20 protein-coding genes are annotated in these 22,632 nt (G+C 67.5%); 7 read left to right on the top strand and 13 right to left on the bottom strand.

Annotation, left to right across the window (positions count from 1 at the left end; all coding sequences use genetic code 11):
* From LGM56_RS29690 to flhD, 6 genes are all read right to left on the bottom strand, one after another.
* A partial coding sequence (locus LGM56_RS29690) for an Hpt domain-containing protein (protein ID WP_226207547.1) occupies nt 1-914 on the bottom strand: 914 nt, incomplete at its 3' end.
* A gap of 33 nt (nt 915-947) precedes the next feature.
* The gene (locus tag LGM56_RS29695; protein WP_011350594.1) at nt 948-1,325 is read right to left on the bottom strand and encodes a response regulator; all 378 of its coding nucleotides are present in this window, start codon (nt 1,323-1,325) and stop codon (nt 948-950) included.
* 24 nt (nt 1,326-1,349) lie between these two features.
* Nucleotides 1,350-2,375: a flagellar motor protein MotB gene (gene motB / locus LGM56_RS29700; RefSeq protein ID WP_039346832.1), complete on the bottom strand. Its 1,026-nt coding sequence runs from the start codon at nt 2,373-2,375 to the stop codon at nt 1,350-1,352.
* A gap of 13 nt (nt 2,376-2,388) precedes the next feature.
* Nucleotides 2,389-3,249 carry a flagellar motor stator protein MotA gene (gene motA / locus LGM56_RS29705; protein ID WP_011350592.1) on the bottom strand — a complete coding sequence of 287 codons (861 nt, stop codon included), beginning with the start codon at nt 3,247-3,249 and terminating at the stop codon, nt 2,389-2,391.
* Nucleotides 3,250-3,417: 168 nt separating this feature from the next.
* Entirely contained in the window at nt 3,418-3,972 is a 555-nt protein-coding gene (flhC, locus tag LGM56_RS29710) for a flagellar transcriptional regulator FlhC (RefSeq protein WP_011350591.1), read from the bottom strand.
* Between the two features lie 92 nt (nt 3,973-4,064).
* Entirely contained in the window at nt 4,065-4,385 is a 321-nt protein-coding gene (gene flhD, locus LGM56_RS36855; protein ID WP_011350590.1) for a flagellar transcriptional regulator FlhD, read from the bottom strand.
* Between the two features lie 663 nt (nt 4,386-5,048).
* Between flhD and LGM56_RS29720 the strand changes: the two genes are divergently transcribed.
* Entirely contained in the window at nt 5,049-6,113 is a 1,065-nt protein-coding gene (locus tag LGM56_RS29720; protein ID WP_046547453.1) for a glycosyltransferase family 4 protein, read from the top strand.
* Nucleotides 6,114-6,218: 105 nt separating this feature from the next.
* Here the strand turns inward: LGM56_RS29720 and LGM56_RS29725 are convergent, their stop codons facing one another.
* A complete protein-coding gene (locus LGM56_RS29725) occupies nt 6,219-6,515 on the bottom strand; it encodes an H-NS histone family protein (RefSeq protein WP_021162849.1) in 297 nt (98 codons plus the stop codon).
* A gap of 300 nt (nt 6,516-6,815) precedes the next feature.
* Between LGM56_RS29725 and aqpZ the strand changes: the two genes are divergently transcribed.
* On the top strand, nt 6,816-7,559 hold the full coding sequence (aqpZ, locus tag LGM56_RS29730) for an aquaporin Z (RefSeq protein WP_089424232.1): 744 nt from the start codon (nt 6,816-6,818) through the stop codon (nt 7,557-7,559).
* Nucleotides 7,560-7,678: 119 nt separating this feature from the next.
* Here the strand turns inward: aqpZ and LGM56_RS29735 are convergent, their stop codons facing one another.
* Both LGM56_RS29735 and LGM56_RS29740 read right to left on the bottom strand, forming a co-directional pair.
* Entirely contained in the window at nt 7,679-8,503 is an 825-nt protein-coding gene (locus tag LGM56_RS29735; RefSeq protein ID WP_089493889.1) for a Cof-type HAD-IIB family hydrolase, read from the bottom strand.
* 135 nt (nt 8,504-8,638) lie between these two features.
* A complete protein-coding gene (locus LGM56_RS29740; RefSeq protein ID WP_089493888.1) occupies nt 8,639-9,520 on the bottom strand; it encodes a BadF/BadG/BcrA/BcrD ATPase family protein in 882 nt (293 codons plus the stop codon).
* 142 nt (nt 9,521-9,662) lie between these two features.
* Between LGM56_RS29740 and LGM56_RS29745 the strand changes: the two genes are divergently transcribed.
* Nucleotides 9,663-10,265, top strand: a complete 603-nt coding sequence (locus tag LGM56_RS29745) for a DNA-3-methyladenine glycosylase I (protein WP_089493887.1) — start codon at nt 9,663-9,665, stop codon at nt 10,263-10,265.
* Between the two features lie 122 nt (nt 10,266-10,387).
* Here the strand turns inward: LGM56_RS29745 and LGM56_RS29750 are convergent, their stop codons facing one another.
* Nucleotides 10,388-11,623 carry a PepSY-associated TM helix domain-containing protein gene (locus LGM56_RS29750; RefSeq protein ID WP_226207549.1) on the bottom strand — a complete coding sequence of 412 codons (1,236 nt, stop codon included), beginning with the start codon at nt 11,621-11,623 and terminating at the stop codon, nt 10,388-10,390.
* A gap of 226 nt (nt 11,624-11,849) precedes the next feature.
* Between LGM56_RS29750 and LGM56_RS29755 the strand changes: the two genes are divergently transcribed.
* Nucleotides 11,850-13,973 carry a TonB-dependent siderophore receptor gene (locus LGM56_RS29755; RefSeq protein ID WP_226207550.1) on the top strand — a complete coding sequence of 708 codons (2,124 nt, stop codon included), beginning with the start codon at nt 11,850-11,852 and terminating at the stop codon, nt 13,971-13,973.
* Nucleotides 13,974-14,131: 158 nt separating this feature from the next.
* Here LGM56_RS29755 and rpsU read toward each other — a convergent pair whose 3' ends face one another.
* Nucleotides 14,132-14,344, bottom strand: a complete 213-nt coding sequence (gene rpsU, locus LGM56_RS29760; protein WP_006401410.1) for a 30S ribosomal protein S21 — start codon at nt 14,342-14,344, stop codon at nt 14,132-14,134.
* A gap of 544 nt (nt 14,345-14,888) precedes the next feature.
* Here rpsU and LGM56_RS29765 point away from each other — a divergent pair.
* The 3 genes from LGM56_RS29765 (at nt 14,889) to LGM56_RS29775 (ending at nt 17,647) form a co-directional block, all read left to right on the top strand.
* Nucleotides 14,889-15,707 carry a flagellin domain-containing protein gene (locus LGM56_RS29765; protein ID WP_011350581.1) on the top strand — a complete coding sequence of 273 codons (819 nt, stop codon included), beginning with the start codon at nt 14,889-14,891 and terminating at the stop codon, nt 15,705-15,707.
* Nucleotides 15,708-15,900: 193 nt separating this feature from the next.
* Nucleotides 15,901-17,319, top strand: a complete 1,419-nt coding sequence (gene fliD, locus LGM56_RS29770; RefSeq protein ID WP_226207551.1) for a flagellar filament capping protein FliD — start codon at nt 15,901-15,903, stop codon at nt 17,317-17,319.
* Between the two features lie 31 nt (nt 17,320-17,350).
* Complete coding sequence (locus LGM56_RS29775) at nt 17,351-17,647, top strand: flagellar protein FliT (RefSeq protein WP_089493883.1); 297 nt, start codon at nt 17,351-17,353, stop codon at nt 17,645-17,647.
* A 240-nt stretch (nt 17,648-17,887) separates the two neighbouring features.
* Here LGM56_RS29775 and LGM56_RS29780 read toward each other — a convergent pair whose 3' ends face one another.
* Complete coding sequence (locus tag LGM56_RS29780; protein WP_226207552.1) at nt 17,888-20,374, bottom strand: tetratricopeptide repeat protein; 2,487 nt, start codon at nt 20,372-20,374, stop codon at nt 17,888-17,890.
* Nucleotides 20,371-22,569, bottom strand: a complete 2,199-nt coding sequence (locus tag LGM56_RS29785; RefSeq protein ID WP_226207553.1) for a tetratricopeptide repeat protein — start codon at nt 22,567-22,569, stop codon at nt 20,371-20,373. The genes LGM56_RS29780 and LGM56_RS29785 overlap by 4 nt, the downstream gene beginning before the upstream one ends.
* Nucleotides 22,570-22,632: the final 63 nt, after the last annotated feature.

Genomic DNA, 22,632 nt, shown 5'->3' on the forward strand with positions numbered 1-22,632 from the left:
GGTGCGGCCGGCGCCGATGCCGCCGGTTGCGGTGCCGCGGCCTGCGGCGCGAATACCTCGGCGCGCGCCGGTTGCGCGGCGGCGGCCGGTTCCGCGGCCGGCGCTGCGGCGTCCTGCGCGGCAGCCGGGGCGGCCGGTGCCGTGCCGTGCCCGACGCGGATCTGGCTTTCGTCGATCACGAAGCAGCACACGGCGACGATGTCGTCGGACGGCACGTCCGATTCGACCCACAGCGTCAGGTCCGCGCCCGCTTCCTCGCGGCCGACGATCCGGCCGAGGTTGCCGAGTTCTTCGGTGAGCAGTTCGCGATCCTTCGCGTCGACGCCCACGAGCGTGATCTTCAGGTGCGGGCCGCCTTCGCCTGCGTCGCCCGCAGGATGCGCGGCCGCGACGGCCTGCTCGATCACGTGGTCGGGCGCGCGATCGTCGCCGGCGGCCGGTTCCACGGCCGGCGCGGCCGGGGCGGCGACGGCCGCGACCGGCGCCACGGGCGCAGCGGCGGCGGCAGCCGGCGCGGCCGCGCCGCTCTCGGCCTTCAGCCGTTCGAGCTTCGCGCAGATCGTCGCGGCGGCGGCCGCGTCCGGTTCGGCGCTCGCGCGGTAGTCGACGAGCTGGTCGGACAGCACGTCCTTCGTCTCCAGGAACGCGTCGACCATTTCCTTGGTCAGCGTCAGCTCATGGTTGCGCGCGCGGTCGAGCAGCGATTCGAGGATGTGCGTGGTGTCGGTCAGCGCGGAAAAGCCGAACGTCGCCGCGCCGCCCTTGATCGAATGCGCGGCGCGGAAGATCGCGGCCAGATCCTCGGGGTCGGGCGAGCCGACGTCGAGGTTCAGCAGCAGCTGCTCCATCTGCGCGAGCAGCTCGTCCGCTTCGTCGAAAAATGTCTGGTAGAACTGAGTGATGTCGAGAGTCATGCCCGGTCCCGGGTTGAATGCGTCGCGTGAATGTCAGGAGGCGGCCGGCTCGGACAGCGTCGCGACCAGGTCGACCAGCACGGCGGGGTCGATCGGCTTCTCGATCCAGCCGGTCGCGCCCGCGTCGCGTGCGGCGTCCTTGAACGCGTCGCTGCCTTCGGTCGTCAGCACGAGGATCGGCGTTTCCGTATAGGCGGTCAGCTTGCGCAGCGCGGCGATCACTTCCAGCCCGCTCTTGCGCGGCATGTTCTGGTCGGTCAACACCAGGTCGTACGGCACGGTGGCCGCCAGGTCGAAGCCGGCCTCGCCGTCCGGCGCCACCGTCACGTCGTAGCCGGCCTGCATCAGCGTTGCCTGCAGCAGCGCACGCATGGTCGCGGAGTCGTCGATGGCGAGAATGGTTCGGATCATGTCTGTCTCGGAATCTCGTAAACGTCAGGGTTTCGGCACGGCGACGGCGGACGCCGCGAGCGCCGGGCGCACGGCCGGCGCCGGAGCCAGCTGCTGCGCGAGCTGCTGCGAGCCGGCCGCATCGGCCGACAGCGTCGTGGTCGTCGCATCGTCGCGCATCAGCGCCTCTTCGGATTTGCGGTTCAGCACGATCACGCTGATCCGGCGGTTTTCCGGATCGAGCGGATCGGCCTTGTTCAGGTTCTGGGTCGACGCGAGGCCGAGCACGCGCAGCACTTTCGCCTCGCCCATGCCGCCGGCGATCAGCTCGCGGCGCGACGCGTTCGCGCGGTCGGCCGACAGCTCCCAGTTGCTGTAGCCGCCCTCGCCGCCCGCGTACGGCACGGCGTCGGTGTGGCCCTGGACGATGATCCGGTTCGGCACGTCGTTCAGCGTCTTGCCGATCTCGCGCAGGATGTCGCGCATGTACGGCTCGACGTGGTCGCTCGACATCGCGAACATCGGCCGCTTCTGCGAATCGACGATCTCGATGCGCAGCCCCATCAGCGTGGAATCGATGCGGATCTGCTGCTTGAACTGGCGCAGCGTCGGGTTGGCCTCGATCGCGGCCATCAGCTTGATCTGCAGGTCGTGCAGGCGCGCCTGCTCGAGGCGGTCCTGCGCGGCCTGTGCGTTCTGCGCCTGCGAGCGGGAATGCTCGTCGCCCATCTTCGCGAGACGTTCGGCGAGCTGCGTGGTGCCGTCGGTGCGGCGCAGCGTGCCGGCGTCGACGCTCGACAGGTCGCGGCCGCCGCCGTTGATGATGCTGGAATCCTGCGAGCTGCGGTCGCCGCTGCCGAACAGCGCGGCCTTCAGCGGCGTGTTGAAGTATTCGGCGATCCCCTTCAGCTGCACCGGCGTGACCGAGCTCAGCAGCCACATCAGCAGGAAGAACGCCATCATCGCGGTCATGAAGTCCGCGTACGCGAGCTTCCAGGCGCCGCCGTGGTGGCCCTTCTTCGCCGGGGCCACCCGCTTGACGACGATTGCGCGATCCTTGCTCTTGCTCATTGGGCGCTCCGCGTCACTTTGCCTTCACGCGGCGCACATGTTCTTCGAGTTCGGAGAACGACGGGCGCTCGGTCGAGAACAGCACCTTGCGGCCGAACTCGACCGCGATCGCCGGCGCATAGCCGTTCAGCGTCGCGAGGATCGTCACCTTGATGCACTGGAACATCTTGGTCGACTCGGCGACGCGCTGCTCCGCGAGGCTCGCGAGCGGCCCGATCAGCCCGTACGACAGCAGGATCCCGAGGAACGTGCCGACCAGCGCCTGCGCGATCATCGCGCCGAGCACCGCGGGCGGCTTGTCGGCCGACGCCATCGTGTGCACGACGCCCATCACGGCCGCGACGATACCGAATGCCGGCATCGCGTCGCCGACACGCATCAGCGCATGCGCGGGGCCTTCGCCTTCCGCGTGGTGCGTCTCGATCTCCTCGTCCATCAGGCTCTCGATCTCGAACGCGTTCATGTTGCCGCCCACCATCAGGCGCAGGTAGTCGGTCAGGAATTCGACGATGTGATGATCGGCGAGGATCTTCGGGTATTGCGTGAAGATCGGGCTCTTTTCCGGATCGTCGATGTCGGCCTCGAGCGTGAGCGTGCCTTCCTTGCGTGCCTTCGCGAGCAGCACGTAAAGAAGCGCCATCAGCTCCATGTAGACATCCTTCGTGTATTTCGAGCCCTTGAAGAGCGTCGGCAGCACGCGCAGCGTGGCCTTGATGGTCTTGCCGCCGTTGCCGAGGATGAACGCGCCGACACCGGCACCCACGATCATCAGGATCTCGACCGGCTGGATCAAGGCGCCCAGATGCCCGCCTGCCAGCGCATAACCGCCGAAGACGGACAACAGCGTCACGAGTGTTCCCACGATAATCAGCACTGCCTGTCCCTCACGAATGACCGGCGGGGAGACCGCCGTTAAACAGGTTTACGGCAGTCGGCAGGAAAACTTTCGCGGGCGGCCAGGCGGCGGCCCGACGGTGTTTACCAGCAATTCGCAGACGATTCGCGCCACCCGGCGCGGCCTGAACGCCCCGCCCGGCGCTGCTCAGGCCGCGGCAGCGGCCAGTTCGGCGCGCGCGGCGGCGGCCTTGCGGGTCTTGCCCGCGCGCGACGGCGGCTGGCAGAGGCCGCAGACGAAACCTTGATGCGGATCATGCGCATGCGCGACGAAGTGGCCGCCACAGCGCGTGCACGGGGTCATTTGCAGCATCCCCGAATCGAAGAAGCGCACGAGCGTCCACGCGCGCGTGAGGCTCAGCGCGGCCTCGTCGCCGGACAGGTTCACGTGCTCCTGATAGAGCCGGTACGCCTTCACGATCGACTGGATCGGCTCGCAGCGGCCGTGATCCTGCATGAACCGGTAGATGTTGTAGAACAGCGACGAGTGGATGTTCGGCTGCCACGTCATGAACCAGTCGGTCGAGAACGGCAGCATCCCCTTCGGTGGCGACACGCCCTTCAGTTCCTTGTACAGCTTGATCAGACGGTCCCGCGACAGGCTCGTCTCCGCTTCCAGCAGCTGCAGCCGGGCGCCCAGTTCGATCAGTTCGATGGCGAGGGTGATTTCCTTCACCTCGATCACGACGCTTTTGCTTGCCATGGTGATAACCGTCCGCTTGACGTTATTCGGATGGATGGCCAATACGCTGCCCACCGGCGCGGCACGCCGGGACACACGCAAGGCGGGATGGATCAGCGGACGCCTTCGACCTGCTGCCCGGCCATCAGGATGGCCGAGTGGGCGTGCGCGACGACATCGCTGCGGCCCTTGTCGGCGAGCGACGACAGCAGCGCGTGATCATCGAAGCGGAAGCGGCACAGCATCTGGTTCGACGCGGCCAGCTTCACGGTCTGTGCGAGCGTGAGGTTGGCGAGCACGTCGGCGAGTTCCTGGGAAATGCCCATGCGGAACATGCCCATCGCTTTGTCTTCCCGCAGCAGGCGTTGCGCGAGGAGGAGGTACGACAGGTTGACCTCTTTGATCTCACTGAGCATTTCGCTGGTAGCGCTCATGATTCCCCCGTTAAAGAGCTTTGCTTTGGCCATTCGTGTTATGAAAACGTTTGCTCGATCAGGGCGCTCTTGGCGCTCAGTCGGCTCGTTTATAGTCTTACAGGGCGAATTTTGGCCAAACGGCATGTGCGCCGGTATCAGCGAAGTGGCGTATGCCGCGCAGGATTTGTCTGTAAACCGTGTAGGAATTTTTCCGACAAAGCGAATTGAAAGGCTCAATCGGGGAAACGGCTGGCAGCGCGAATTCGGCTGTGATGTGTCCGATGGCCTCCGTGCAGTCCTGGAAGGCTTGCCGGCAAGGCTGCCGGCAATCGGATCGGTAAAAATTATAGTGCTTTTTCACGAAGACGCAACAATAGTTGCGTCTATCTCCGTTTCTGTTTCCACACCCTTTTTATCGGGGTTTTCGCGTATTTCATCGTGTAACAAGCCTTAAGTGTTTGAAAAAACACTCGAACCCCTCAGGGCGATATCGATAATGGACTCCAATGGGCGGCGGCGCGAGCCGTGCCGGCCCGCCCCGCAGCTCGTCGTCCGGCGCCCCGCGCACCCCGCCCAGGGCACGGCCACGTACCGCCAACCGCGTACGCCGGCGAGTTCCGCAACCTTGCACGGGATCCGCATCGGCGCCCCGCGCCCCCGGGTCGAAACAGGAGAACCTCCATGCGAATTGCCCAGATCGCGCCGCTTTACGAAGCCGTTCCGCCGAAACTCTACGGCGGCACCGAGCGTGTCGTGTCCTACCTCACCGAGGCGCTCGTCGATCTCGGCCACGATGTGACCCTGTTCGCCAGCGGCGACTCCGTCACGTCGGCCCGACTCGAGGCGGCCTGGCCGCGCGCACTGCGACTCGACCCGTCGATCCGCGATTCGATGGCGCCCCATATGCGGCTCCTCGAAAAGGTCGCCCGGGTCGCGCACGAATTCGACGTGCTGCACTTCCACCTCGACTACCTGCCGTTCCCGCTGATGTCGCGCCTCGACACGCCGTACGTGACGACGCTGCACGGCCGCCTCGACCTGCCGGAACTGCAGCCCGTGTTCGACGCGTTCCCGGACGCGCCGGTCGTGTCGATCTCGAACAACCAGCGCAAGCCGCTGCCGCAGGCCGCGTGGGCCGGCACCGTGTATCACGGGCTGCCCGACACGCTGCTCACGCCGCAGCCGGGCGTGAAGCCCGAATACCTCGCGTTCCTCGGCCGGATCTGCCCGGAAAAGCGCGTCGACACCGCGATCCGGATCGCCGCGCAAAGCGGGCTGCCGCTGAAGATCGCCGCGAAGGTCGACAAGGCCGACGCCGACTACTTCAAGGAAGTGATCGAGCCGCTGCTCGACCAGGCGCACGTCGAATTCATCGGCGAGATCAACGAGGCGCAGAAGCCCGCGTTCCTGTCCGGTGCGAAGGCGCTGCTGTTCCCGATCGACTGGCCGGAGCCGTTCGGCCTGGTGATGATCGAGGCGATGGCCTGCGGCACGCCGGTCGTCGCGTTCAACCGCGGCTCGGTGCCCGAAGTGATCGAGGACGGCGTGACCGGCTTCATCGTCGAGGACGTGCAGGGCGCGGTCGGCGCGCTGCACCGGATCGACAGCCTGTCGCGCACCGCCATCCGCGAACGTTTCGATACGCGCTTCAGCTCGAAGGCCATGGCGCAGCGATATGTCGAAACTTACGAATCGCTTTGCACGGGAGCCCGTCAACCGGCATTGCGCCGGGTCGCCGGCGCCTGACACGGAATGCCGCAAGGAAATATGCCGTAATCCAATCCGCGCCCAAATTGGCGCGGATAACAAAAGAGCCGCATCTCGATGCGGCTCTTTTGTTTGGGCTTTCGGTCATTCGATGAGGAAACGATCGCGGTTTTTACCGACGATCCAATTCGGCGGCTTGCCGCGCCCGCTCCAGGTCGCGCCCGACTTCGGATCGCGGTATTTCGGGGGCAGCGGCGCCTTCTTCGGCGGACGCCCGCGCTTCGCTCGCTCCGCGAAGCCCAGATCCTGGGCAGTCAGCCCATATTCGGCAATCTTTTGCTGGACTTCCGCAATCACCGCCGCCACTTCCTGGCGGCGCACATCGTCCGCCTGGGCCTGCAGATCGGCGATCTGCGCCTTGAGCTTCGCGTATTGAGACATTTTTTGACTCCCCTTTTCGATGATGCGGCCCCGGCGAATCCGGCCGGGACACCAACATCCGTTACGCCATCCGCACTGCCGCCCTGCCCTTCGAAATTAATGCTGCCATCTTTAACCGATTCGGCTATATCGAGAATGCGGACTTATTCTAATAAAAGGCATTCGTCAGCTATTCAAATTTAACAATCGTTGACCCTCCCCGACCCGATTCATTTCCTATAATCCAGACCAATTCCGGGTGACGGTTTAAATCCGTCGCGTCGTCCGGTTGTCTTCAATCCACTTGAACGAGGTCCTTACATGAATCTTTCTCAGCGTCTCGCTGCAGAGGTATTCGGCACGTTCTGGCTGGTGCTCGGCGGGTGCGGAAGCGCCGTGCTGGCCGCCGCCTTTCCGGGCCTCGGCATCGGCTTTGCCGGCGTCGCACTTGCCTTCGGCCTGACCGTGCTGACGATGGCATTCGCAATTGGCCACATTTCGGGCTGCCACCTGAATCCGGCGGTGAGCGTCGGCCTGACGGTCGCCGGCCGCTTCCCCGCACGGGATCTCGTGCCGTACATCGTCGCGCAGGTGGTCGGCGCGACGCTTGGTGCATTCGTGCTGTACCTGATCGCGACCGGCAAACCGGGCTTCGACGTCGTCGGCAGCGGCTTCGCGACGAACGGCTTCGGCGAGCGCTCGCCCGGCCACTACGCACTCAGTTCGGCGTTCATTTGCGAAGTCGTGATGACGGGCTTCTTCCTGTTCGTGATCCTGGGCGCCACCGACAAGCGCGGCGTGCCGGCCGGCTTTGCGCCGATCGCGATCGGCCTGTGCCTGACGCTGATCCACCTGATCTCGATTCCGGTCACCAACACGTCGGTGAACCCGGCCCGCTCGACCGGCCCCGCGCTGTTCGTGGGCGGCGATGCGATCGGTCAGCTCTGGCTGTTCTGGGTGGCACCGATCATCGGCGCGGTACTCGCCGGGATCATCTATCCGCTGGTCGCGGGGCGTGACGACGCCGTCGACCTGCTGCCGGCATCGGCTCGCACAAGCGAATAAAACACTACGGGGTCAAGCGAGCAGAGCAGCGAGCCTCACGCTGTCGAAGAAGATCGAGGCAAGTCATTTCGACGGGCGCCACTGGCGCCCGTTTTTCATTTCCGCCCCCGGCGGGACGCTCAGGAGGCGGCGACGTTGTCTTCGAGCGAGAACAGCGTGCGCAGGTGGCGGGCGACGCCCGCATCGAAGTTGTTGCCGATCCGCGGGATGTGCGGGAGCCGCGCGACCAGGTCGGGATTCGCGTTGTTCATCATGAACGCGTGGCCGGCGGTTTCGAGCAGGTCGATATCGTTCATGTTGTCGCCGAACGCGATGCAGTGGCCGGTGTCGACGCCGAGCCGTGCGAGCACCGAGCGCAACGCGCGGCCCTTCGACACGTTCGCGGTCATCACCTCGAGGCAGTCGGGCAGCGAGTACGTGACGTACAGCGCATCGCCGAAGCGCACGCGCATCTGCTCGGCGACGACCGCCAGATCGGCCGGATCGCCGATGTACAGCACCTTCGCGATATCCGCGCCGTCATGCGCGGGCATGTCGATCACGTCGTAGCGGAAGCCCGAATCCTGGTGGAATTCGAGCAGGTGCGGCGCATCGCGGTCGATCAGCCAGCCCTGGTCGGTGAACAGGTTGACGATCACGCGGCCGTGCGCGCCGACGACCTCGGGCTGCACGAGGCCGCGGACGATTGCCGGATCGATGTCCTGCGCGTGGATCGTCGTGTCGTCCGGCGCATGCACGCGCGCGCCGTTCGACGTGATCAGGTACGGCCGGATGCCGAGCACGTCGCGAATGCCGGCGACGTCCGCGTAATGGCGCCCGGTGGCGATCACGAACTGCAGGCCGTCGCGGTCGAGCCGGCGGACGGTGTCGATCGTGTACGGATCGAGCTGGTGGTCGCTGTTCAGCAGGGTACCGTCGAGATCGGTGGCGATGACTTTGTACATGGGACGGAAGAATGGCGCTCAGGGCTCTGCGGAACGGCCATTCTAACGTCGGGCCCGGTTGCCCGCCGGACGGTTCCCGGCCGATTGCCGCCCGCGGCGCGGTTGCGATGCGCTTTCCTCCGGCTCGACACGCCGTCAGCGCCCTTCCGCCGCCCGCAGCGCCTGCAGCGCGAGCCGCAGCGCGCCGTGCGCGGAATCGTCGAGCGGCGCGCGCAGCCGCCCGGCGTGGCGCGCCGGCACGGCCGGTGCGAGGGCGTCCGCCAATCCGCCGCACAGCGCGACCGGCAGCGCCTGCTGCGGATCGAGCGCGTCGATCATCTTGCCGATCTCGTCGCCCGCCTGCGCGATCAGCGCGCCGGCGACCGGATGCGAACGGTGCGCGAACACGATCGGCGCAAGCCGCGCGTAGATCGTCTGGTTCGCATCGCACGACCACTGGACGAGCGCGTCGCGATCCTGCGCGCCCGTTTCCGCGAGCAGTGCGCTGGCGAACGCATCGCGCGGCACGCGGCCGTCGAGCGCCTGCTGCGCATAGGCGAGCGCGCGCACGCCGAGCCATGCGCCGCTCGCCTCGTCGCCGGACGGGAAGCCGAAGCCGCCGGCGATCCGGCACGCGCCGGCCGCATCGAGCGCGGCGGCGATGCTGCCGGTGCCGAGCGCGACGATCAGCCCCGGCGCGCCGCCGTGCGCGCCGACGACGGTCGTATACGCGTCGCTCTCGACCGCGAGCGCGCCGAGCGGCGCCTGCGCGCGGAACGCGGCCAGCCACGCCGCATTGTTGACGCCCGCGAGCCCGCAGCCGAGCGCGCACTGCGACCAGTCGAATGCATGACCGGCCTGGGTGAACGCATCCGCGCAGGCTGCGCCGATCGACGCCCACGCGCGCTCGATGCCGAGCCCGAGCCCCGACGGGCCGCCGCGCCCCTGCGCGAGCTCGCGCCCGTGCCGGTCGGCCAGCACCGCGCGCGTGCCCGTGCCGCCGCCGTCGATGCCGATCGCAAAAAGTAATGCCGCCATGCCTTCATCCCGCTGATTCGAACAGGCGCCAAGCTTAACCGGATCGGCGCCGCGCGCCCATCTGCCGTTCGGCCGGCTGTTCCGTGAAAAGGGCTTCCGCTATGCTGACGCGATCGAATCGATACGAAAAGCGAGGCAGACGATGTCGCAGCGGTGCAACTGGGTGAAGACGGAAGCGGATGCGCACTATCACGATACCGAGTGGGGCGTGCCGTCGCACGACGATCGCCACCTGTTCGAAATGCTGATCCTGGAAGGCGCGCAGGCCGGACTGTCGTGGTCGACGATCCTGAACAAGCGCGCGGGCTATCGCGAAGCCTTTGCGGATTTCGACGTCGATGCCGTCGCGCGCTTCACGCCGAAACGCATCGAGAAGCTGCTGGAGAATCCCGGCATCGTGCGCAACCGCGCGAAGGTCGAATCGGCGGTCACCAACGCGCGCGCCGTGCAGCGCATCCGCGAAGAGCACGGGTCGCTCGCCGCGTTCCTGTGGTCGTTCGTCGGCGATACGCCGGTCCAGAACGCATGGCAGTCGTACCGCGACGCGCCCGCGTCGACCGAACAGTCCGACGCGCTCAGCAAGGCGCTGAAGGCGTATGGCTGCAAGTTCGTCGGCTCGACGATCTGCTATGCGCTGATGCAGGCCACCGGCATGGTCAACGATCACGAAGTTGGCTGCCCGTGCCACGCGCAATGCGCGGCGCTCGGCGGCAAATCGCCCGCACGCCGGCGCAAGGCGGGCTGACGGCACGAAGCGGGCCGACGGCGCGGGCAGCGGCCGGCCGCCCGCCGGCCCCCGCGGCCCAGCGCGGGTTACGCCGCCCGCTCACCGCTCACGAAGCGCGGCGCTGCGCGGCGCGCCACACCTCACCTTGCGGCGCGCGACGACGCCGGCGCAACCGCCCGCATGCTGCGCGCGGCCCGCACACGGGCGCTGCGCTTCTTCACCCAGATGCAGATGCCCGTCACGCTCAGCATCGCGATCACGATGCCGAGCGCGCTCACCGCCGCACGCCCCGCGACGCCGGCGATCCGCCCCGAGTGCAGCGGAAACTGCGCCTGCATGAACAGGTCGCCTGCCGAACCGCGGCCCGGCACCTGGGCGGCGACGGGCCTGCCGGTCACCGCATCCCAATAGAGCCACGCATTGCCGAGCCCGACGTCGCCGTGATCGTTGCCGGGCGTGAAGAACCCGACCGCATAGGCATTCATCGCCGGTGCGAACAACAGCGCGCCGGGCGGCGCGGCGAAATCCGCGTCGCGCCCGGCCGCGCGCGCGATCTCGACGATTCGCTCGCGCGGCAGGATCGTGCTGCCCGGTGCGGCGGGCGGGAAGTGTTCGGGATTCGTGTACGGCGTCTCGGCCAGCGGCGACACCAGCGATACCAGCGGCCGCACGACGGGCAAGGCGAGATTCATCGAGATCGACGTGACCGCGACGACCAGCAGCAGCCCCCACACCCACACGCCGCCCGAGCGGTGCAAGTCGAACACCAGCGGATAGCCGCCGCGGCGCACGCGGAACGCAAACGACTTGCGCCAGCTCTTCGGGTTCGGAAACGCGAGCACGAGCGCGATCAGGCAGTCGATCGCCCACACGATGCCGACGACGCCCATCACCCAGAACCCGAAGTTGATCCCGCCGTACATGGGCAGGAACAGCGAATAGTGCAGCCGGTAGATGAACGGCATCAGGCCGAGCCGCGCCACCGACAGCGCGCCCCATTCGCGGCGGGCCTGCACCGCGCCCGTCGCGGGATCGACGGCGATCTGGCTGAAGCCGAGCGCGTACGGCTGGCCCGTTGCCGGGTCGGTGCGCGGCATCACGCCCGCCTGCAGCGTGTGGCCCGGCTCGATCGCGAGCGGCAGATAGGTCACCTGCACGCGCGGGTCGGCAGCCTCGATGCGCGTCGCGAGCGCGAGCGGATCAAGCGGCGCCGCATCGCTGCGGGCGGTGTAGAAGTCCGGGTTCAGTGCCGCGTCGAGTTCGTGATCCCACGCGATCAGCGCGCCGGTAAGGCCCGCGACGAACAGGAACAGCGCGATCGCGAGGCCGAACCAGCGATGCAGGCGGACGAGAAACGGCCGCAGAAACGCGTTCATCGCGCGCCCTGGGAAAGGAAAGCGGGCCGGCACGAGCGGCCCCGGTTCAACGGGATGCAGGTCATTTGCGGTCAGGCGCCGCGCACGAGCCGGCCGGCCGCCGCTGGCGAGGCCGGATGCCCTTGCACGCGGCATGGAATTGTTGCGCGTTCGACGGGTTTTGATACGATGCGCAACATTTTATCGCAATGCGAATGATTCTTACTTGCATTTTTACTTACCCGCCATGACCGTCAGCCTCGCCCGTCCTCCCGTCCGCCCACGTCGCGTGGCCGCCGCCCTTGCCTGCCTTGCCGCGTCGCTCGCGCACGCGGACGATTCGCCCGGCGGCGCCACGGCGTTGCCGGCCATCAACGTCACCGCTGCGCATGACTCGCCGCAGCACCTGACCGACACGCTCTCCACCGGTGCGCTCGGCACGCGCCGCCAGCTCGACACGCCGTTCTCGACGACGATCGTCACGTCGGAGGAGCTCGAGGCACGCCAGCCGTACAAGCTCGGCGACGTGTTCGCGAACGACGCCTCGGTGTCCGACAACAGCGGTGCGTACAGCGCATGGGCCAGCTACATGACCGTGCGCGGCATGCAGCTCGACTGGCAGAACGGCTACAAGATCGACGGGCTGCCGTTCGTCACGTACGGGATCACGATGCCGTACGAACAGCTCGACCGCGTCGAGCTGCTGAAAGGGCTCGGCGGGTTCCTGTACGGCTTCGTGACGCCCGGCGGTGTCGTCAACTACGTAACGAAGCAGCCTGGCGTCGAACCGGTACGCAGCGTCGACGTCGGCTACCGGAGCACCAACGTGTGGACCGAGCACGTCGATATCGGCCAGCGCTTCGGGCCGAACGGCCTATTCGGCGCGCGGCTGAACGCGACGCACGAGGAAGGCAAGACGTACAACGACGGCAACATCCGCCGCGACAGCGTCTCGCTCGCGCTGCAGGCGAACCTGACGCGGGACCTGTCGGTGACCTTCGGCGCGCTGTACCAGGACCGCCGCACGACGGGCCAGACGCCGTCGATCTTCACCGGCAGCTACCCGGGCGGCGCGCTGCCCGCGACGATCAGCGGCGGCACGACGAACCTCGGCGGCAAGGACCAGTACCTGAACACGAACCTGCAGCTCTACACGGCCGGGCTGCAATACCAGCTCGCGCCCGACTGGCAGCTCGACGTCGCGTACAGCTACAGCAAGGCGACGCGCCGCCGCAACGAAAGCACGCTGTACCTGCAGGACGCGGCCGGCAACTACACCGACAGCCGCTACGTCGGGATGGAGGATCACCGCTTCAGCCAGTGGCGCGCGATGGTCGAGGGCAAGGTGCGCATGGGCCCGTTCAGCCACCAGATCGTGCTCGGCGCGTCATGGCAGAAGCAGGCGAACGACTATTCGGCAAACAGCGTGTTCGTGCCGCTCGGCGCCGGCAACCTGTATGCGCCGAACCCATACCGCTACGACAGCCCGCACGGCTTCATCCAGTACCGCACGAGCGAGATCGTGCAGAAATCGCTGTTCGCGAGCGACACCGTGCAGCTCACCGAGCGGTGGTCGGTGCTCGCCGGCGTGCGCTACATGAATTACGAGCAGCGCTCGTTCCAGGCGAGCGGCGCCGAGGATCCCGGCTACCGCCAGAACGGCGTGGTCACGCCGACGTTCGCGGTGATGTTCAAGCTCGCGCCGACCACGACCGCTTACGTGAGCTACGCCGAATCGCTCGAGCCCGGCAGCCGCGTGAACGACGTCTACGCGAACGCCGGCCAGGTGCTCAAGCCGCTGCGCAGCAAGCAATACGAGCTGGGGATCAAGAGCGAGCACGCGCGCTGGAGCGCGACGGCCGCGCTGTTCCGCATCGAGCGCAGCGCCGAATATGCGAACGCCGCGAACGTCTACGTGCAGGACGGCGAATCGATCATCCAGGGGATCGAGTTCGGTGCCCGTGCGAAATTCGGCGCACGCTGGAACGCAGGCGTCGACGCGATGCTGCTCGACGCGTGGTATGCGAACGGGATCGGCAACAACGGCAACCGTGTCGCGGGCGCGCCACGTTTCGTGCTCGCCGGCGACCTCGGCTACGCGGTGCCGGGCGTGCCGGGGCTGACGCTCGGCGTCGACGCGAAATTCACCGGCGCGACGCCGCTGCGCGCGGCCGGCGGCCTCGACGCGCCGGGCTTTCTCGTCGTCAATGCGGGCGCGCGCTACCTGACGCGGGTAGGCCGCCACGACGTGACGCTGCGCGCGTCGATCGACAACGTGCTGAACCGCCGTTACTGGGAATACCAGTACGCGGACTACGTGAAGCCGGGCGACCCGCGCACGGTGAGCCTGAGCGCGAAGATCGACTTCTGAACGGCGGGCCGGCGGCCGCAAACCGCCGGCCGTCAGCCATTAGCCGGCACGGCCGCCGCGCCACGGCCTCGGGATTTTCCCGGCCCCCAAAAGCAAAACGGCGGAGCGGCTTCTTTCGAAGCACGCTCCGCCGTTTCGCGGCGAACCGTAAGACGCTCTTAGTGGAGCTTCTTCGGCAGCATCTGGCTGCGCAGGCGCTTGTGCAGGCGCTTGACGGCTGCTGCCTTCTTGCGCTTGCGGACTGCGGTCGGCTTTTCGTAGGACTGGCGTTCGCGCAGTTCAGCGATCAGGCCATTTTTTTCGATAGCACGGCGAAAGCGGCGAATCGCCACTTCGAACGGCTCGTTTTCTTTCAGAAGAATCGTCGTCATGTCGTTCCTAAATTGCTTAAACGGTCAAAAACGTAGCGGCCAAGCGCCACGCACCGGCCATCCGAGCGTCCCCACAAACAGGCGAAACGAGCGGAAATACGGCCTCGGAGGCCGGAAAAGAGAGGCGGAAAGCACCGCGAGTACGCTTCACAACCGCGTGCAGCGCCGCGTTTGACTGCCAGCAGACATGCCGAAAACGGCAGAGGCTTGACAGAAATCTCAATTCAGCCCGCCATCATAGCAGAGAATCACAGACAAAACTACCCTTTTGCATCCCCCGGTTCGTCGCTCCGCGTGGCGCGGCCGCTCGCCCCGTCGAACGGGGCCGGGTGCCGCGCCTGCCGGCGGCCCGGCCGGCCAAGCCGGGCGTGCCTTTCGACCGACAACCCTCCTTCCGTCCCGAATTTCCCCAAACATCCCTCTAAAGTTTTCGCCGGGTGCCGCCGTCAACCAGGAAAGGCGGGGCAGCGCCAGTCGCGATAAAGCGCAACGCCGAAATCAGAACCTGTCTGTATCCCAGCCATTTTCCAAAACGAGGAAGCAAATGCTGAACATCAACACCAACATCCTTTCGCTGACGACGCAGACGAATCTGTCGGGCTCGCAAAGCGCACTGTCGCAAGCAATCAACCGCCTGTCGTCGGGCAAGCGCATCAACACCGCTGCTGACGATGCAGCAGGCCTGGCGATCTCGACGTCGCAAACGGCGGCAATCAATGCGCTGACGCAAGGTGTTGCAAACGCGAACAACGGCATCTCGATGATCCAGACCGCCAACGGCGCGCTGCAATCGACGGTCGACAACCTGCAGCGTATCCGTACGCTGGCGCAACAAGCTGGCGACGGCTCGCTGGATTCGAGCGCTCGCGCGAACCTGCAAGCTGAAGTGACGACGCGTCTCGGCGAAATCGACCGTGTCGCATCGCAAACGACGTTCAACAGCCAGACCATCCTGGGCGGCACCGGCAGCGTCACGTTCCAGATCGGCGCAGCAGCGAACCAGGTCGTTACCGTCGACTTCGGCACGGCGAACTGGAACAGCACGGGCATGAGCGTGAACACCCTGAGCGTCGCCACGCAGTCGGGCGCGCAATCGGCGATCACGGCGATCGACGCGGCACTGAAGCAAGTCAACACGTTCCAGGCAACGCTGGGCGCAGCACAGAACACGTTCCAGGCTGCGATCTCGACGACGCAAACCCAGGCAACCAACATGACCGCCGCTCGCTCGCAGATCACCGACGCGGACTTCGCGACGGAAACGGCGAACCTGAGCAAGGCGCAAGTGCTGCAACAAGCTGGTATCTCGGTTCTGGCGCAAGCGAACTCGCTGCCGCAGCAAGTCCTGAAGCTCCTCGGCTAATCGAGCAGCACCCGCGGCGGGCCACGCGCCCGCCCGCCTCCGGGCCCGGCGGCGTCGCCATGCGATGCATCGCGACGCCGCCGACACCGCCCGGATCAGAATTTTCCAGGGAGGCACGCCTCCCTCTTTGCATTGAACCGCGGCGCCCCGCCGCATCGCGCACGTTGATTGCGCGGACGACCGGAGCAACGGCATGGCCACCACGACCCCCGTCAGCAGCACGGACATCACCACCCTCCTGTCGCAGGCCGGACAGTCGATCATCAGCGGCGCGACCAATTCGTCGCTCGACGTCAATACGCTCGTCACGACGCTGGTGAACGCGAAGACGGCCGGGCAATTGCAGACCCTGCAGACCCGCCAGACGAACGACAATACGCAGCTGTCCGCGATCGGCCAGCTGAAGGGTGCGCTGTCCGCGCTGCAGACCGCGCTCACCGGCCTCTCGAACGGCACCACGCTCAGCAGCCTGGCCGCGACGGCGAGCGGCAGCGGCATCGCGACGACGGTCACGAGCGGCAGCGGCGCGGTGGCCGGTTCGTATTCGGTCAATGTCACGCAGCTCGCGACCGCCAACAAGCTGTCGTCGGCCGGCGTGACGTCGGCGGACACGATCTCGGCCGGCTCGCTGAGCATCACGTTCGGCAGCAATCCCGCATTCAACGTCAACGTGGCGGCCGGCGCGTCGCTGTCCGACATCGCGTCGTCGATCAACTCCGCGTCCGGCAATGCCGGCGTCACCGCGTCGGTCATCACCGGTTCGGACGGCCAGCATCTCGTGATGCAGTCGAACGCCACCGGCGCGGCCAACACGATCTCGATCACGGGCACGGGCGTCAACTCGAAGCTGACGTCGGGGTACACGACGGTCACGCCGGCGGCCGACGCGAAGCTGACGATCGACGGCACGCCGGTGTCGAGCGCGTCGAACAACGTGTCGGGCGCGCTGACGGGCGTCACGCTGGCGCTGTCGCAGGCCGCCGTCGGCACGACGCAAACCGTCACGCTGTCGCAGGACACCGCCGCGGCGACGACCGCGATCAACAATTTCGCGACCGCGTATACCAACTTCGTGAACACCGCGAAATCGCTGTCGAGCTACGACGCGACGGCGAAGACCGCCGGCCCGCTGCTCGGCGACGCAATGATGAACACGATCAGGAGCACGCTCGCGACGACGCTCAGCAGCGGCGTCACGACGGGCGGCACGACCTATGCGCTCGGCAGCATCGGCATCAACGTGGACTCGACCGGCGCGATGTCGGTCGACACCGCCGCACTGACCACCGCGCTCAAGTCGAACAGCTCCGCGGTGGCGGCGATCTTCAACCAGACGAACGGCATCGCCCAGGCGCTCAATGCGAACATCACCTCGTACACGCAGACGTCCGGCCTGATCGACCAGCGCACCACCGCGATCAATGCCGATCTGACGAGCGTGCAGAGTCAGGCCACGCAACTGCAGACCTACTCGAACCAGCTGACCACGCAATACACCGCGCAGTTCACCGCGCTGAACACGCTGATGGCGCAGATGGCGAACAACACCCGCTACCTGACCCAGCTGTTCGGCGGCCAGAACAGCTCCGGCGCGTTGGCCAACAACAAGTAAGCCTTGGCAGCCCCCCCTTCGGAGCCGAACCATGACGAACGACACCCTGTCCCGCGCCTTGGACCTGACCCGTGCCATGCAGTCGGCGGCCGACGCACGCGACTGGGTGCGCGTCGCGGCCCTCGTCGACGAACGCTCGCCGCTGCTGATGAACCTGTCCGGCGAGCAGACCCCGGACGGGCTGGACCAGGTGCGGCAGATCATGGCGATCGACGCGTCGATCACCGAGCATGCGCAGACGGACCGTGACCGCCTGGCTGCGGAATTTGCGCAGTCCCAGGAGCGGATCAAGGCCGCGAGCCAGTACCAGATGGCCGGCTTGCTGTGACCGGCCGGGCGTCTCGCCCGCCGCGCAGGTCGAATTAAAAGACGCCGCCAGTCGAGCGGACCGTTGTCGCCGTACCATCGAGCCGCTTCACTGCGGCTTTTTTTTCGCCGGCGGGCGGGTGAGCGAGCCGGATCGCGCCGGCCATGCCCGCGTCGCCCGCTCGACGGCCGCGCCGATCATCTCGGGCGGCCGGCCCGACGGTGCGCGAGCGCGGCTTCCCGCCGAGGCGCGCCCCGCTCGTCATGCGTCCGGGGTCGCCGTCTCGCCGGACGCGTAGCAGACCCACATGCCGTGCAGCGCGTCCTCCAGGTTGCGCGCGAAGCGCGACGCGTCGCACAGCGGCGACGCGAGCGCGCGCTCGCGCAGCGTCGCACGCAGCGTCGCCAGCCCGTCACGGTCGCGCGCGAACGCGACGGCCTTCGCGAGGTACGCCGCCTCGTCTTCCGCGATCCATTCGCCCATTCCCGCCGCGTGCAGCAGGCTCTCGCAAATGTGCGTGACGAACCGGCCGCCCTTCATCCCGAGCACCGGCACGCCCATCCACAGCGCTTCGGCCGTGGTCGTGCCGCCCGGGTACGGGAATGGGCTCAGCGCGATGTCGATGCGGTGATACGCGGCGAAGTACTCCGCACGCGGCGAACCGCCTTCGAGAATCAGCCGATCCGCGCCGATGCCGTGCCGCGCGAAGCGGTCGAGCGTCGCCTGGTTCACGTCGCCGGCGCCGAGCTCATGGGCCTTCAGCAGCAGGCGCGCGTCCGGCAGCGCGTGCAGGATGCGCGACCACAGCGCGACGACCTCGTCGCTGATCTTGACCAGCTTGCCGAAACAGCCGAACGTGACGCCGCCATGCGCCGCCATCGGCAGCGGGCCGACCGCGACATCGTACGGCGGCGGCGTGAAGCACAGGTAGCTGTCCGGCAGCCGCCACGGCCGCTCGGTGAAGTGCTGCGCCTCGTCGGCCGGAAGCGTATGCGCGTCGCCGATGAAATAGTCGATCGCGCGGCAACCGGTGGTCGCGAAGAAACCGAGCCAGCTCGCCTGCACCGGCGCGGGCTTGTGTCCGAAGATCGGCAGACCGCTCCAGTCGGTATGGCCTGCCATGTCGATCAGGATGTCGATGCCGTCGTCGCGAATCAGTTTCGCGGCCTCCTCGCGGCCCAGGCTGACCACCTTCTTCCAGCTCGCGAAGTTCGGCTTGAGCCGCGCGGTCACGTCGTCCTCGCCGATGAACGTCACATACGCATGTGGCTCGATGCGCGACCGGTCGATCCGCGCCAGCACGCTTTCCAGAAAAATGCCGACCGGGTGCTGGCGCAGGTCGCCCGACACGAAGCCGACGCGTAGCGGCCGCCCCTGTGCCTGCGCGACGCGCTGCGCGGGGTCGTGCTCGAACGGAAGCGCATCGCGCTCGAGATGTTCGCCGTAGCGGCGCGCTTCAGCGACCCACTCCTGCGGCTCGAACGCGGGCGAACTCGACATGTTGAACAGCATCCGCGAGTACGCGCGATGCAGGTCGAACCGGATTGCCGCGCGGAATGCGTCCAGCGCGCCGGCGAGATCGCCTTTCGCCCACAGGATGTCGCCGAGCGTCATCTGGAGCTTCAGCGGATCGATGCCGAGTTCCCGCGCGATCTCCGTATGCTTCATCGCCTCGTCGAGCTTCTCGAGCCGCAACAGCGCGGCGGCGAGGTTCTGATGGGCGTCGGCATCGTCGGGGTTCAGGTCGATCGCGTGCCGGTAGCTCAACTCCGCCGCAGCCAACCGGTTGAGGTTGTGATACGCGTAGCCGAGGAAATTGTATGCATCGGCCAGTTCGGGATCGAGCTCGATCGCATGCCGGCACGCCTGCACAGCCTGCCCGTATTCGCCCTGCTGGTTGCGCAGGTCGCCGAGCCAGGCCCACGCCCGCGCATGCGCGGGATCGATCGCGATCGCCCGCTCGAGCAGTTCGACCGCCTTGCCGAACTCGCTCATGCGCTGCAGCAGCCTGGCCAGTACGCAGTGCGCGTCCGCGTCGCCCGGATCGAGCCCCTCGCGCGCATGGTCGACCGCACCCCGCAGATCACCTGCCGCGCGCAGCGTCTCGCTCAGCCCCTGGTGCGCGACACGGAAGCCCGGTTGCAGCGCGATGGCGCGACGATAGGCCTCCGCGGCATCGTCGAATTTCTCCTGCGCCTTCAGCGCGTTGCCGAGATTGCAGTACGCATCCGCGTATTGCGGCTGGTGCGCGACCGCCTTGGCGTAGCTCGCCGCCGCCGCCTCGTGCTCGCCCAGATCCTGCAGCGCGTTGCCGAGGTTGTTGTACGCCTGCGCATAGCCGGGCCGCAGCTCGATCGCGCGCGCGCAGCTCTGCATCGCAGCCGCCGGCTCGCGCGCGTCGCGCAACGCGTTGCCGAGGTTGTTGTGCGCCTCCGGATAGTCCGGCCGCAGCCCCACCGCGCGACGGTAGTGCGCGATCGCGTCGTCGAGCCGGCCGCTTTCGCGCAGCATGTTGCCCAGGTTGTTGAAGTACGACGCGTCCGGCCGCGCGACGAGCGATTGCTCCATCAACGCGATGCCCGCGTCGTACTGCTTCAGCTGGCACGCCAGCAGACCGAGAAAATGCAGCGCATCCGGCTGGCCCGGCTGCGCGGTGAGGATCGCGTCGTACAGCGTCTTCGCTTCGGCGAGACGCCCCGCCTGGTGATGCGCCAGCGCGGACTGCAGCGTGTCGTGAATATCGTTCATGCTTCGTGTTCCGAGTTCGTATAGCGTTGCCACATGCCGATGAACGCCGCTTCGAGATGCGCGGCGAACCGGCGCGCGTCGCACAGCGGCGACGCGAGCAGCTGCGCGCGCAGCCCCGCGCGCAGCGTCGCGAGCCGCTCGCGGTCGCGCACCGCCTCGATCGCCTTCGCGACGTAGGCAGCCTCGCCGTCAGCGACCCATTCGCCCATGCCCGCCGCGTGCAGCACGCTTTCGCAGATGTGCGTGACAAAGCGGCCGCCCTTCATGCCGAGCACCGGCACGCCCATCCACAGCGCTTCCGCGGTGGTCGTGCCGCCCGGGTACGGGAACGGGCTCAGCGCGACGTCGATGCGGTGATAGGCGCCGAAGTATTCCGCGCGCGGCGAACCGCCCTCGAGGATCAGCCGGCCCGCGCCGATGCCATGCCGTGCGAAGCGCGCGGCGGTCGCGTCGCGCACGCCCTCGCGGCCGAGTTCGTGCGCCTTGAGCAGCAGCCGCGCGTCCGGCAGCGTGTGCAGGATGCGCGACCATGCGCGCACGACGTCGTCGCCGATCTTCACGAGCTGGCCGAAGCAGCCGAACGTCGGATGGCCGCGCGCCGCCATCGGCAGCGGGCCGACCTCGACGTCGCAGGCCGGCGGCGTGAAGCACAGGAAGCTGTCCGGCAGCCGCCACGGCTGCTCGACGAAGTGATGCGCTTCGGCGTCCGGCAGCGTGTAGCGGTCGCCGATGAAGTAGTCGATCGCGTCGCAGCCGGTCGACGCGAAAAAGCCGAGCCAGCTCGCCTGTACCGGCGCGGGTTTCCAGCCGAACACGGCCAACCCGCTCGACTGCGTATGGCCCGCGAGGTCGACGAGGACGTCGATTTCGTCGTCGTGAATCATCCGCGCGGCCGCCTCCGGGCCCAGCGCGGCGATCGAGCGCCAGCTGCTCGCGTGCGGCTTCAGTTTCGCGGTGATCGCGTCCTCCTCGTCCGTGGTCACGTACACGCGCAGGTCGATGCGCGTGCGTCCGAGGTGCGCAAGCACGCTTTCCAGGAAGATGCCGACCGGATGCAGGCGCAGGTCGCCGGACACGAAGCCGACCCGCAGTGGCCGCCCCTGCGCGCGCGCGGCCCGCTCGCGCGGATCGTACGCATACCGCGTCGAACGCGCGGCCAGGTGCCGGCCGTAGCGCCGCGCGTCGGCCAGGTAGTCGGCGGGGTTCACGCAGGCGGACGCCGCCGCGCTGAACAGCAGCCGGTTCAGCACGGTCGCCGCGACGTCGTCGGCGTCGTCGCGCACCAGCGCAAGCGCGTCGCGATACGCGTGGACCGCGGCATCGACGTTGCCCTGCGCGCGCAGGATGTCGCCGAGATTGACGTGCATCAACACGGCCGGCGGGCCGGCCTGCAACGCCTGCCGGCAATAGATGAGCGCCTCGTCGAGCCGCTGCAGCTTCAGCAGCACGACGGACAGGTTGTGGCACGCGCCGGCGTCCGCCGGATTCAGCGTGACGGCCGTGCGATGGCTGGCCTGCGCCGCGTCGAGCCGGTCCAGTCCGTGATACGCGTTGCCCGCGTGGTTGTGCGCTTCGGCGAGGGTCGGCGCGAGCCGGATCGCGTCCTGCGCATGCGCGAGCGCTTCCGCGCAGCGCAGCTGCTTGTGACGCACGGCGCTCAGGTTCGCGTGGGCCATCGCCATCGACGGGTCCAGCTCGATCGCGCGGCCGTAATGCGTGGCGGCGCCGTCGAGGTCGCCCAGATCCTGCAGCGCGTTGCCGAGGTTGTTGTACGCCTGCGCGTAATCGGGCCGCAGCTCGATCGCGCGCGCGCAGCTCTCCATCGCAGCCGCCGGCTCGCGCGCGTCGCGCAATGCATTGCCGAGGTTGTTGTGCGCCTCGGGATAGTCCGGCCGCAGCGTCACCGCGCGACGGTAGTGCGCGATCGCGTCGTCGAGCCGGCCGTTTTCGCGCAGCATGTTGCCGAGGTTGTTGAAGTACGACGCGTCCGGCCGCGCGACGAGCGATTGCTCCATCAGCGCGATGCCCGCGTCGTACTGCTTGAGCTGGCACGCCAGCAGCCCGAGAAAATGCAGCGCGTCCGGCTGGCCCGGCTGCGCGGTGAGGATCGCGTCGTACAGCGTCTTCGCTTCGGCAAGACGCCCCGCCTCATGATGCGCGAGCGCCGCCTGCAATGCCTGTCCTGTTCCGTCCATCTCGTCTGCTCTGCTCAATAGGGATGAGGTTCACGTCCGAAGTCGATCAGCCGGCGGCCGTGC

The organism is Burkholderia sp. AU38729, assembly GCF_020419725.1.
Taxonomy (GTDB): Bacteria; Pseudomonadota; Gammaproteobacteria; order Burkholderiales; family Burkholderiaceae; genus Burkholderia.